This is a genomic window from Enterobacter sp. V87_3 (assembly GCF_029967835.1).
Taxonomy (GTDB): Bacteria; Pseudomonadota; Gammaproteobacteria; order Enterobacterales; family Enterobacteriaceae; genus Enterobacter; species Enterobacter cancerogenus.
In genome coordinates this window covers 37378-48758 of the sequence record NZ_JASCAM010000015.1, presented here as the reverse complement: position 1 = coordinate 48758, position 11381 = coordinate 37378, and the positions used below count along the sequence as shown (strand labels likewise).

Genomic DNA, 11381 nt, shown 5'->3' with positions numbered 1-11381 from the left:
ACGCGACAAAGCGCGATATACTGTCAAAAATATTTTGACAGTGAAAAGGCTCAGCATGTTGAATTTGCAGCGCACGGCGATGTTTGTGGCGGTGGTCGAGAGCGGAAGCTTCACTGCTGCCGCTGACGCCCTGGGGCTAACGAAAGCGGTTGTCAGTTTTAATATTCGCCAGCTTGAAGATGAGCTGGCCGTCACGCTGTTGCTGCGTTCCACCCGTAGTCTGCGCCTGACCGAAGCCGGGGAGCTGTTCTATCAGCGAAGCCTGGCGTTGCTTAAAAATGCGGAGAGTCTCGCGGATGATGTGCGCGCCAACCATGCCGGGCTGACGGGGGAACTGCGCATTACCAGCACCCCGGAATATGGGGCGAAAGTGGTGGTGCCCCTGCTGGCCGAATTTAGCCTCCTGCACCCGGAGCTCCGTGTGCGGCTGGTGTCATCCTCGCTGCACAGGGATCTTATTTCAGAACGTTTTGATGTCGCCATCCGGCTCGGGACGCTAGCAGATTCGCGCTATCACGCCGCGCTGATTTCGCAATTTGCCATCCTGCCCGTGGCGTCGCCGGCGTGGCTGCACGCCCATCCCGTGGATTCGCCAGAGGCACTGGCGCAGGCCGAATGGATCATTCATGAACGTCTCGCTTCACCGCTGCGCTGGCAGCTGCGTAAAGCGGACGGTGAAAGTGTTGTGCTGGAGATAAAAAAAGCCCCGCGCTTATACGCCGACAGCGCGCAGGCGCTGATGGCCTTTGCCCTGGCCGGCAGCGGTGTGGCGCTGTTGCCCGCGTGGCTGGTACAAAACGCGCTCGATACCGGGCAACTGGTCCCGGTGTTGCCGGAATACACTTTTGCGCAGCAGGGCATCTATGCTGTCTATCCTGATGCCCAGCATGTTTCGGCGAAGGTGCGCACGTTTATTGATTTTATGCGCGCCCGGGTGAACTAGTTGTGCATCATTTTTTTGATCAGCGCCGAGAATTGCTCCCGTTCTTCCCTGCTGAGGCGGCCTAAAAACGCCTCATCCACATCATTCCCGACGGGCTGACAGCGCGCGAGCAGCGCCTCGCCTTCCGGCGTTAAAAAGACAAAGCGGCGACGCTTGTCGGCAGGATCGTGCTCGCGTTTTACCAGACCCCGGGACTCCATGCGGCTCAGCATCTCCGCCAGCGTCGCTTTGGTGCTCACGGCCACTTCGGTTAAGGCCACCTGCTCAATCCCCGGATGCTCGGCAATCGAACGCAACACCGCATACTGTGGCTTGGTCAGTTCCGGGAGGGCATGCTGCCACTGGGCGGTATGCTGCTGAAAAAGCTGACGTAACAGGTGAAACGCCTCTTGTCTTAGGTCCATGAACACTCCGACGAAAAAATTCTCCCCCTATGATAGCCCTGTTTGCCCGCGATTTTAACGCGTCATTTTTTAGCAATTAATGTGATCGTGTGCGAACGATCTTGCCAGAAAGCCAATCCGGGAGTAGCGTAAGCATTATGTTCGTATGCGAACAAATGGTTGCGAGGTGATAAATGAGACTGATTGTTGGGATGACGGGGGCGACGGGTGCTCCACTGGGCGTGGCGCTGCTCAAGGCGCTGCGTGAGATGCCGCACGTAGAGACGCATCTGGTGATGTCGAAGTGGGCGAAGACGACGATAGAGCTGGAAACCCCCTATACCGCGCAGGACGTCGCCGCACTGGCAGACGTCGTGCACAGCCCGGCGGATCAAGCCGCCACCATCTCCTCAGGCTCGTTTCGTACCGACGGCATGATCGTCATCCCGTGCAGCATGAAAACACTGGCCGGGATCCGCGCGGGCTACGCCGAAGGGCTGGTCGGACGCGCGGCAGACGTGGTGCTGAAAGAGGGGCGCAAGCTGGTGCTGGTCCCGCGCGAGACGCCGCTCAGCACTATCCACCTTGAGAACATGCTCGCGCTTTCCCGCATGGGCGTCGCAATGGTCCCGCCCATGCCGGCGTATTACAACCACCCGCAGACCGCTGATGACATCACCCAGCATATTGTGACCCGCGTGCTTGACCAGTTTGGTCTGGAGCACAAAAAGGCCCGCCGCTGGAACGGTCTGCAGGAGGCGAAACACGTTTCACAGGAGAATAAAAATGGCATTTGATGATTTGAGAAGCTTCCTGCAGGCGCTCGATGAGCAAGGGCAACTGCTGAAAATAGAGGAAGAGGTTAACGCCGAACCGGATCTGGCGGCGGCCGCCAACGCCACCGGGCGCATCGGGGACGGCGCGCCCGCGCTGTGGTTCGATAACATTCGTGGCTTTACCGATGCCCGCGTGGCGATGAACACCATCGGCTCGTGGCAGAACCACGCCATTTCGCTGGGGCTTCCCCCCAACACGCCGGTGAAAAAGCAGATCGACGAATTTATCCGTCGCTGGGATAACTTCCCGGTTGCACCGGAGCGCCGCGCCAGCCCGCCCTGGGCCGAGAACACGGTGGACGGTAAAGACATTAACCTGTTCGATATTCTGCCGCTGTTTCGTCTGAACGACGGCGACGGGGGATTCTACCTGGATAAAGCCTGCGTGGTGTCACGCGATCCCCTCGACCCGGACCACTTCGGTAAACAGAACGTCGGCATTTATCGCATGGAAGTGAAGGGCAAGCGCAAGCTGGGGCTGCAGCCGGTGCCGATGCACGATATCGCGCTGCATCTGCATAAGGCGGAGGAGCGCGGCGAAGATCTGCCGATTGCGATCACCCTCGGCAACGATCCGATCATCACCCTGATGGGCGCCACGCCGCTGAAGTACGATCAGTCCGAGTACGAAATGGCGGGCGCACTGCGCGAAAGCCCGTACCCGATCGCCACCGCACCGCTGACCGGCTTTGACGTGCCGTGGGGCTCTGAAGTGATCCTCGAAGGGGTCATTGAAGGCCGCAAGCGCGAAATCGAAGGACCGTTCGGGGAGTTCACCGGCCACTACTCCGGTGGCCGCAATATGACGGTAGTGCGCATTGATAAAGTCTCTTACCGCACCAAACCGATTTTCGAATCTCTTTACCTCGGCATGCCGTGGACAGAGATTGACTATCTGATGGGCCCGGCGACCTGTGTGCCGCTCTATCAGCAACTCAAGGCGGAGTTCCCGGAAGTGCAGGCGGTGAACGCCATGTACACCCACGGCCTGCTGGCGATTATCTCTACCAAAAAACGCTACGGCGGCTTTGCCCGCGCGGTCGGATTACGCGCCATGACCACGCCGCACGGCCTCGGCTACGTGAAGATGGTCATTATGGTCGATGAAGACGTCGATCCGTTTAACCTGCCGCAGGTGATGTGGGCGCTGTCATCCAAGGTCAATCCGGCGGGCGATCTGGTGCAACTGCCGAATATGTCGGTGCTTGAACTCGACCCTGGCTCCAGCCCGGCGGGGATCACCGACAAGCTGATTATTGATGCCACCACCCCCGTCGCGCCGGATAACCGCGGCCACTATAGCCAGCCGGTACGGGATCTGCCTGAAACCAAAGCCTGGGCTGAGAAACTGACCGCGATGCTGGCCGCGCGCCAATAAGGAGGAAATGATGATTTGTCCACGTTGTGCCGATGAGCATATCGAAGTGATGGCGACATCGCCGGTGAAAGATGTCTGGACCGTTTACCAGTGCCAGCACTGCCTGTATACCTGGCGCGATACCGAACCCCTGCGCCGCACCAGTCGCGAGCATTATCCCGAAGCGTTCCGTATGACGCAGAAGGATATTGACGACGCGCCGCAGGTGCCGACGATCCCGCCGTTGTTGTAAAAATAAGCCCGGAGGCGTAACCGCTTACCGGGCTTGTAGGTTTTGTAGGCCGGGTAAGGCGAAGCCGCCACCCGGCAATAAAAACCGAGAACTAAACCAGATTCTTCAACCGATAAATCCACTCCAGCGCCTGGCGTGGCGTCAGGGAATCCGGATCGAGGTTCTCCAGCGCTTCAACAGCCGGAGAGGTCTCTTCCGCAGGCACCAACAGCGACATCTGCGTGCCATCAATCTGCGTTGCCGCAGCATTCGGTGACAGGCTTTCCAGCTCACGCAGCTTCTGACGCGCGCGCTTAATCACCTCTTTTGGCACACCTGCCAACGCCGCAACCGCCAGACCGTAGCTCTTGCTTGCTGCGCCATCCTGCACTGAGTGCATAAACGCAATGGTGTCCCCGTGCTCCAGCGCATCAAGGTGGACGTTTGCTACGCCTTCCATCTTTTCCGGCAACTGCGTCAGCTCGAAGTAGTGGGTGGCAAACAGCGTCATCGCCTTGATTTTATTCGCCAGACTTTCGGCACACGCCCACGCCAGCGACAGTCCGTCATAGGTGGAGGTTCCGCGCCCAACTTCATCCATCAGCACCAGGCTATGTTCCGTCGCGTTATGCAGAATGTTGGCGGTTTCGGTCATCTCCACCATGAAGGTTGAACGACCGCTTGCCAGATCGTCCGCCGCGCCCACGCGGGTAAAGATGCGGTCTATTGGGCCAATCTCGACGTGCTGCGCCGGGACATAGCTGCCAATGTAGGCGAGCAGCGCAATCAGTGCCGTCTGGCGCATATAGGTGCTTTTACCGCCCATGTTCGGACCGGTAATGATCAGCATTCTTCTCTGCGGCGACAGGTTCAGCGGGTTAGCGATGAACGGTTCGTTCAGCACCTGCTCCACCACCGGGTGGCGGCCTTCGGTAATGCGAATGCCCGGTTTGTCGATGAAGGTCGGGCAGGTGTAGTTCAGCGTTTCCGCACGCTCTGCCAGGTTAACCAGTACATCCAGCTCTGCCAGCGCGCCCGCGCTGAGCTGCAGGTCGCCGAGATGCGGCATGAGCATGTCGAACAGTTCGTCATACAGCTGCTTTTCCAGCGCCAGCGCTTTGCCTTTCGAGGTGAGAACTTTATCTTCGTACTCTTTCAGCTCAGGAATAATGTAGCGCTCGGCGTTTTTCAGCGTCTGGCGACGTACGTAGTGGATAGGGGCCAGGTGGCTCTGCCCACGGCTGATCTGAATGAAGTAGCCGTGTACCGCGTTATAGCCGACTTTCAGGGTATCGAGGCCCAGGCGTTCGCGCTCGCGGATCTCCAGCTTGTCGAGATAGTCCGTTGCACCGTCAGCCAGCGCGCGCCATTCGTCCAGCTCCTCGTTGTAGCCCGGCGCAATGACCCCGCCGTCGCGCACCAGAACCGGCGGCGCATCGATAATGGCGCGCTCAAGCAGCTCGCGCAGCTCGGTAAATTCGCCCATCGTTTCACGGAGTTTCTGAACGGGTGCACTGTCAATGTCGCTTAACTGAGCACGCAGTTCCGGTAACTGCTGGAAAGCATGACGCATACGCGCAAGATCGCGAGGGCGGGCGGTACGCAATGCCAGACGGGCAAGGATACGCTCAAGATCGCCCACCTGGCGCAGGACGGGCTGCAGCTCGGTGTAGCGATCCTGCAACGCGGCAATCGTCTGCTGGCGGCAGACAAGCGTATGGGTATCGCGAATGGGCATATGCAGCCAGCGTTTCAACATACGGCTGCCCATCGGCGTCACCGTATTGTCCAGCACCGAGGCGAGGGTGTTCTCGACGCCGCCCGCCAGGTTCTGGGTGATCTCAAGGTTACGGCGCGTTGCCGCATCCATGATGATACTGTCCTGCTGGCGTTCCATCGTAATCGAACGGATGTGCGGCAGGGCGGTACGCTGGGTGTCTTTGACGTACTGCAGCAGACAGCCTGCGGCGCACAGGCCGCGCGGTGCATTCTCAACGCCAAAGCCAATCAGATCGCGGGTGCCAAACTGCAGATTCAGCTGCTGGCGCGCGGTATCAATTTCGAATTCCCACAGCGGGCGGCGGCGTAAGCCGCGACGACCTTCAATCAGCGAGGTCTCTGCAAAGTCTTCGGCGTACAGCAACTCCGCAGGATTTGTGCGCTGCAGCTCAGCCGCCATGGTTTCACGGTCGGCGGGCTCGCTCAGGCGGAAACGACCGGAACTGATGTCCAGCGTCGCGTAGCCAAACCCTTTGCCATCCTGCCACAGGGCCGCCAGCAGGTTATCCTGGCGCTCCTGGAGCAGGGCTTCGTCACTGATGGTGCCCGGCGTGACGATGCGCACGACCTTGCGCTCAACCGGGCCTTTCGAGGTGGCCGGATCGCCAATTTGCTCGCAGATCGCGACGGATTCACCCTGGTTCACCAGCTTCGCAAGGTAGTTTTCCACGGCATGGTGCGGGATACCCGCCATCGGAATCGGCTCACCTGCCGATGCGCCACGTTTGGTCAGCGAAATGTCGAGCAACTGCGATGCACGTTTGGCATCGTCATAAAACAGCTCGTAGAAATCGCCCATACGGTAAAACAGCAGGATTTCCGGATGCTGCGCTTTCAGCTTCAGATACTGCTGCATCATCGGCGTATGTGCGTCGAAATTGTCGATTGTGCTCATGGAGTTATGATATCCATTTCTTTGATAATAATGGTCTTTACGCGGCTCATTGGCCGTAGGTTTCCTCTATTGTCGCATGAAAAAATGGCGCGGCGCAGAAAAAAGTCGCGACTTTACGAGGCGCCTTCCTGCATCAGTTCGATGATGATTTTCCCGTGCGCCACGCCCACCCGAACCTGCGAATGGGTGGTAAATCCGGCTTTTTCCAGCCAGTCGCCTTTAAGGCTGAGGGCGGCATGGACGCTATAGCGCGTCGGGATTTTGGTTCGGCGATCCTCGTGGCGCTTTCTGAAATAGCCCACTTTTAAATGGCGATAGGGTTGGGTGATGACGATCTCTTGCATACGGCCTCCGAAAAAGTTGGGCAACGGGCGTTCTCATTGCCTGTATAAAATACCAGTGTTTGACCCGTCTGGCCGCTTTAATACTGGAAGGCGTCTTCAGAAAATAAAATGCAACGACTGAAAAACGACGCGCAAAGAGGTATTATGGATGCACTTTATATGAGGTCATTGTCCATGTACGGTAAACGTATCGCACGAGAGAAAGAGACGATCGCCAAAATGATCGCGTTGTTTGAGAAGCAGTGCCCGCAGGCTTCTCAGGAAGAGGGGCACTATCAGGCGCTCAGGGCGTATGCCGACAAGCGTCTGGACAAGTGTGTTTTTGGGGAAGACAAGCCCGCCTGTAAACAGTGTCCGGTACACTGCTACCAGCCTGCAAAGCGTGAAGAGATGAAGCAGATAATGCGCTGGGCCGGCCCGCGCATGTTATGGCGTCACCCCATCCTGACCGTTCGTCATCTGATTGATGATCGTCGTCCGGTGCCGGAATTACCGGAAAAGTATCGCCCGAAAAAGTGAGTCGTTCAGCGTCTTAGCGGCCGGCAAATCACGTTCAGGGCCAGTGCGCTGCATAACGGGAAGAGGGCCAGCAGCAGCCAGGGGTAAATCGCCTGGGGTGAGGGCACCAGCGCGCGATCCAGCAGACTGCCAAACAACAAATTTCCCGCAAGTACCGCAATGCCTCCGGCAGTGGAGAGTGCGCCGTAGTGCGCCCCCAACGTGGACTCCTCAGCAAACCGCGGAATGAGATCTTTAGCCGAGGGTACCAGCAGCATCTGTCCCAGCGTCAGCAGCGTTACCAATGAGACTGACGGCAGTAGCCGCCACCAGCCCTCCGGCGGTTCAGTCGCCGCAAACATCGCCACGCTCGCAAAGGCGGCAGACAGCAGCAAAAAGCCTACCGGCAGGATCCTCACCGCGCCCACGCGGCGGGCGAAGCGTGCCAGCGGCAGCTGTAGAGTAATGATCAACACGGAGGCGAGCATAAAAAGCGGGCCGAGATCTTTCTCGTTACCGCCAGACCGCTGGATCTCCACCGGCAGCGCCAGATAAAGCTGGTTGTAGCTTAACAGCCACGAGCTATAGGCAATGATAAAGGCGACGAAACGAGGCTGGCGGAACGTTGTCCACCAGGGCTGTATTTTCAGCGTTTGTGAACGGTGGTCAGAAGCAGGGAGGCAGAAGTAGAGCACCACTAACGCAACAATAAACACCCCGGCACCTGCCAGCGCCACCTGGCGGAAGCCAAGCCCCGTCAGCAGGGCACCAGCAACCGGGCCCAGTACCGCGCCGAGTTCCCCGCAGACCGCAAACAGCGCAAACCACTCCGCCCGGCTTCGTTTCCCTTTCGCCTCACTGTGCGTGCCCGCTTTTGCCAGCAACGCCTCAATCGAAGGGGAGAATAGTGCACCGCCGACGCCCGTCAGGCAGGCACCCAGAATGATTGGCCACAGAGTGCTCCCGAAGGCCAGCAGCAGATAACCCGAAACACGCACAATACAGCCGCTCAGGATGACCACTTTCGCGCCAAACCGGTCTGAGAGTGCGCCCCCAACGATAAACATCCCCTGCTGTGAGAAGGTGCGCAGACCCAGAATCAGCCCGATAAGCCCGCCGGAAAGCAGCATGTCGTCGCGCAGGAATATCGCAAGGAAAGGAACAACGGCGTAAAAGCCGATGTTAAAAACAAACTGGCTACCCAGTAAAACGGGCGGCCAGAGCGTGGTGGCAGGGCGAAGGGGCATTGTGGTTTACTCGCCCCTACACGATAAAGTGAATGTGCTTTTTGCCATGGAACGGCGATATCTCAATTTTGGTTTTGACTCTGAAGACATCCCAGAGCAACGACTCGGATAAAATGTCCTGCGGGGTTCCCGTCGCCACAATTTGCCCTTTCTGCATCACAATCAGCGAGTCACAGAACATCGAGGCGTGGTTGAGATCGTGGATGGCGACAATACTGGTTACGGGTAATTCGCTGATTAAATGCATCAGCTGTATCTGATGATGAATGTCCAGGTGGTTGGTGGGTTCATCCAGCAGGATTTCCGTCGGGGTCTGGGCCAGCGCACGGGCGATGTGAACGCGCTGACGCTCTCCGCCGGACAGGCTCAGCCAGCCCTGGTCGCTTTTTTCCAGCATATCCACACGTTGCAGGGCCGCGGTGACGGTGTCGTCATCCTGCTTGCTCCAGTTAGAAAAAGGGGAGTGGTGCGGAATACGCCCGAGTTTTACCACGTCGCGCACGCGCATGTTGGCGTCGGTCATCCCGTGCTGCTCAACGAATGCGACCCGGCGGGCGAGCTGCTTTTTGGCGATGCGGGAAATGTCCTGTCCGTCCAGGGTCACGCTGCCCGCATCCGGGCGACGAAGTCCCGCCAGAATACGCAACAGAGACGACTTTCCGCAGCCGTTTGGGCCCAGCAGCCCAACGGTTTCCCCCCGGGAAACCTTCAGTGACACGTCATTGACGATAACTTTTTTGCCGACCTTCCAGGTGATATTTTCAGCGCAGATACTCATCACTTATTCCTTGATCGGTAGATAATCACGGCAAAGAAAGGCACACCGACCAGCGCGGTCACTACGCCGACGGGCAGGCTTTGCGGCGCAATCAGCATGCGCGAGGCAATGTCTGCCAGCACCATCAGGATCGCCCCGGCCAGCGCGCTGGCAATCAGCAGGGTGCGATGCAGCGGCCCGAACAGGAAACGCATGACGTGCGGAACCACCAGCCCCACAAAGCCGATAGAGCCCGCCATGCTGACGATCGTCGCGGTGATCAGTGCGGTCGTGATAAATAACGCCAGGCGCACCCAGGGAACGGCAATACCCAGCGATGCGGCAGCATCGTCACCGAACGTAAAGGCATCCAGCGCCCGGGAATAGTAGAGGCAAACGGCTAATCCTGTCAGGACGACAACCAGCACCAGCTGGAATTCAGGCCAGCGTACGCCGCTGAAACTGCCCAGCAGCCAGAACATCACATCACGCGCCTGCTGGGCGCTGGCAGACGTGCTGATGGTGTAGGCGGTAATGGCGTTGAACAGCTGAGAGGCTGCCACGCCTGCCAGAATGGTGCGTTCATTGCCGCCGCGCGCGCCGTTCGTCAGAAAGGCGACAAATGCAAACGCGGCGAATGCTCCCGCGAAGGCGCCCGCTGAGAGCGAAACGGCCCCGGTCCCCACTCCCAGAACCACGACGGAAACCGCACCCGTTGACGCGCCGGCAGAGACGCCCAGCACGTAGGGCTCCGCCAGGGCGTTCTTCAGCAGGCTCTGCAATACGGCACCGCAAATGGCTAACCCCGCACCACAGCAGGCTGCAACCAGCGCACGGCTCAGGCGGAAGTCCCAGATTACGCTCTCATAGATGCGATTGAGCGGAACCTCGGTGAGCCCCATTCTGTTGCTGATGGCGTAAAACACGTTATTCAGCGGGATGGACAGCTCACCGACGCTGACGCCGAGGGCGATCACCAGAAACAACACTACAACGGCAAGCAGAGCAGAGGTGGTCAGGAACAGGCCCTGGCGGGCCTGAAGTACAGCGGCTGTCATCAGTTCAGCCCCAGTTTTCTGAGCTGCTCACCCACCTGTTCAGCACCGTAAATCGTACGGATCGTCGGGTTCATCGCCTGGCCGTCCATCACCACGATATGGCCTTTTTTGACGGCATCCAGCTGGCTGACGGCAGGATCGGTTTTCAGGAACTTGATTTTTTCTTCCGCGTTATCCAGCGCCCAGCGGTTGCGATCCAGGCTGGAAACCACAATCACATCCGGATTAGCGGCAATAATGCTTTCCCAGCCCACGGTGGGCCATTCGGTTTCGGAGGTGATGGCGTTGTGCCCGCCCAGCACGTTAGCAATAAAACCGGACGCGCTGTTTTTACCGCCGACATAGGCATCAGCCGAAGGAGAGGAGCTTGAGAACCAGAAAACAAAGGAGAGGTCTTTTTTGTTTTTACCAAACTCCTGGCGCAGGTCAGCTTCACGTTTTTTGAAATCGGCAATCACCGCCTGGCCGCGATCTTCCACGTTAAAGATTTTGGCAAAATCCTCAATCTCTTTATAGAGATAGGTCATGTCCCACAGCTTCTGGCGGCTGCCGTACATATCACCTGCGGCTTTTTTGGTGGCGCACATGCCCGGTGACACGTAGCTGTTCACACCGACCGTGGCCAAATCTTCACGTTTCGCCACCTTACTTTCAGGCCCAAGTAACAGGGGAAGCTGCGCAGGCACAAAATCAGGGTTTTGCGAAAGGATGGATTCAAGGGTCGGGATTTCTACCGTCAGGGTTTTGATTTTTGCGTTCTGTTTAGCCAGCTGCGGCAACACTTTGGTTGGCCAGAAGGCGCTGGCCTTCACCTTATCTTCCAGTCCGAGCAGGAGCAAAATTTCGACGGTATTCTGACCCAGGGCCACCACGCGTTCCGGCGCTTTGGTGAAGGTCTCTTTATAACCACAGTTTTCAATGGTCAGAGGATATGTGGTTGCCAGAGCAGAACTGACCGACGCAAACGCCAGGCCCAACGCGCAGATGACCTTTTTCATTAAACGCTACCCTTCATTAATATTATTTTTTGATGCAAATGAAACTCATTATTA

General features: G+C 58.0%; 12 protein-coding genes. 5 read left to right on the top strand and 7 right to left on the bottom strand.

Features of this window, described 5'->3' with window-relative positions; translation table 11 throughout:
- Window positions 1–55 precede the first annotated feature (55 nt).
- Window positions 56–943, top strand: coding sequence for a LysR family transcriptional regulator (locus QLG21_RS07425; protein WP_137849848.1), 888 nt, complete (start codon window positions 56–58; stop codon window positions 941–943).
- Here QLG21_RS07425 and QLG21_RS07420 read toward each other — a convergent pair.
- On the bottom strand, window positions 940–1347 hold the full coding sequence (locus tag QLG21_RS07420) for a MarR family transcriptional regulator (protein ID WP_058608523.1): 408 nt from the start codon (window positions 1345–1347) through the stop codon (window positions 940–942). The genes QLG21_RS07425 and QLG21_RS07420 overlap by 4 nt on opposite strands.
- Before the next feature lie 173 nt (window positions 1348–1520).
- Here QLG21_RS07420 and QLG21_RS07415 point away from each other — a divergent pair, with 173 nt between their 5' ends.
- From QLG21_RS07415 to QLG21_RS07405, 3 genes are read left to right on the top strand one after another with little or no spacing between them, the layout of a single operon-like run.
- Entirely contained in the window at window positions 1521–2123 is a 603-nt protein-coding gene (locus tag QLG21_RS07415; protein WP_137849847.1) for a non-oxidative hydroxyarylic acid decarboxylases subunit B, read from the top strand.
- Entirely contained in the window at window positions 2113–3540 is a 1428-nt protein-coding gene (locus QLG21_RS07410) for a non-oxidative hydroxyarylic acid decarboxylases subunit C (RefSeq protein WP_137849846.1), read from the top strand. Before QLG21_RS07415 ends, QLG21_RS07410 begins: the two co-directional genes overlap by 11 nt.
- A gap of 10 nt (window positions 3541–3550) precedes the next feature.
- On the top strand, window positions 3551–3772 hold the full coding sequence (locus QLG21_RS07405) for a non-oxidative hydroxyarylic acid decarboxylases subunit D (protein ID WP_014071539.1): 222 nt from the start codon (window positions 3551–3553) through the stop codon (window positions 3770–3772).
- Between the two features lie 91 nt (window positions 3773–3863).
- On the opposite strand, the gene mutS is transcribed toward QLG21_RS07405, so the two are convergent.
- Entirely contained in the window at window positions 3864–6425 is a 2562-nt protein-coding gene (gene mutS / locus QLG21_RS07400) for a DNA mismatch repair protein MutS (protein ID WP_006178215.1), read from the bottom strand.
- Window positions 6426–6538: 113 nt separating this feature from the next.
- Window positions 6539–6769, bottom strand: coding sequence for a SymE family type I addiction module toxin (locus QLG21_RS07395; RefSeq protein WP_058608521.1), 231 nt, complete (start codon window positions 6767–6769; stop codon window positions 6539–6541).
- Between the two features lie 174 nt (window positions 6770–6943).
- Here QLG21_RS07395 and QLG21_RS07390 point away from each other — a divergent pair, with 174 nt between their 5' ends.
- Window positions 6944–7288 (top strand): nitrous oxide-stimulated promoter family protein, encoded by a 345-nt coding sequence (locus QLG21_RS07390; RefSeq protein WP_282484182.1) that lies wholly within the window; start codon window positions 6944–6946, stop codon window positions 7286–7288.
- Between the two features lie 5 nt (window positions 7289–7293).
- On the opposite strand, the gene QLG21_RS07385 is transcribed toward QLG21_RS07390, so the two are convergent.
- Genes QLG21_RS07385 through QLG21_RS07370 form a run of 4 tightly spaced genes read right to left on the bottom strand, consistent with a single transcriptional unit; the run spans window position 7294 to window position 11327 of the window.
- Complete coding sequence (locus QLG21_RS07385) at window positions 7294–8514, bottom strand: MFS transporter (RefSeq protein WP_153681298.1); 1221 nt, start codon at window positions 8512–8514, stop codon at window positions 7294–7296.
- 16 nt (window positions 8515–8530) lie between these two features.
- Window positions 8531–9292 (bottom strand): ABC transporter ATP-binding protein, encoded by a 762-nt coding sequence (locus QLG21_RS07380; protein WP_282484164.1) that lies wholly within the window; start codon window positions 9290–9292, stop codon window positions 8531–8533.
- Complete coding sequence (locus QLG21_RS07375; protein ID WP_006178206.1) at window positions 9292–10329, bottom strand: iron chelate uptake ABC transporter family permease subunit; 1038 nt, start codon at window positions 10327–10329, stop codon at window positions 9292–9294. The genes QLG21_RS07380 and QLG21_RS07375 overlap by 1 nt, the downstream gene beginning before the upstream one ends.
- Window positions 10329–11327 carry an ABC transporter substrate-binding protein gene (locus QLG21_RS07370; RefSeq protein WP_006178205.1) on the bottom strand — a complete coding sequence of 333 codons (999 nt, stop codon included), beginning with the start codon at window positions 11325–11327 and terminating at the stop codon, window positions 10329–10331. Before QLG21_RS07370 ends, QLG21_RS07375 begins: the two co-directional genes overlap by 1 nt.
- Window positions 11328–11381: the final 54 nt, after the last annotated feature.

Coding starts and splice junctions, on each gene's coding strand:
- QLG21_RS07425 (WP_137849848.1), top strand. CDS start 56: ATGTTGAATTTGCAGCGCACGGCGATGTTTGTGGCGGTGGTCGAGAGC.
- QLG21_RS07420 (WP_058608523.1), bottom strand. CDS start 1,347: ATGGACCTAAGACAAGAGGCGTTTCACCTGTTACGTCAGCTTTTTCAG.
- QLG21_RS07415 (WP_137849847.1), top strand. CDS start 1,521: ATGAGACTGATTGTTGGGATGACGGGGGCGACGGGTGCTCCACTGGGC.
- QLG21_RS07410 (WP_137849846.1), top strand. CDS start 2,113: ATGGCATTTGATGATTTGAGAAGCTTCCTGCAGGCGCTCGATGAGCAA.
- QLG21_RS07405 (WP_014071539.1), top strand. CDS start 3,551: ATGATTTGTCCACGTTGTGCCGATGAGCATATCGAAGTGATGGCGACA.
- mutS (WP_006178215.1), bottom strand. CDS start 6,425: ATGAGCACAATCGACAATTTCGACGCACATACGCCGATGATGCAGCAG.
- QLG21_RS07395 (WP_058608521.1), bottom strand. CDS start 6,769: ATGCAAGAGATCGTCATCACCCAACCCTATCGCCATTTAAAAGTGGGC.
- QLG21_RS07390 (WP_282484182.1), top strand. CDS start 6,944: ATGTACGGTAAACGTATCGCACGAGAGAAAGAGACGATCGCCAAAATG.
- QLG21_RS07385 (WP_153681298.1), bottom strand. CDS start 8,514: ATGCCCCTTCGCCCTGCCACCACGCTCTGGCCGCCCGTTTTACTGGGT.
- QLG21_RS07380 (WP_282484164.1), bottom strand. CDS start 9,292: ATGAGTATCTGCGCTGAAAATATCACCTGGAAGGTCGGCAAAAAAGTT.
- QLG21_RS07375 (WP_006178206.1), bottom strand. CDS start 10,329: ATGACAGCCGCTGTACTTCAGGCCCGCCAGGGCCTGTTCCTGACCACC.
- QLG21_RS07370 (WP_006178205.1), bottom strand. CDS start 11,327: ATGAAAAAGGTCATCTGCGCGTTGGGCCTGGCGTTTGCGTCGGTCAGT.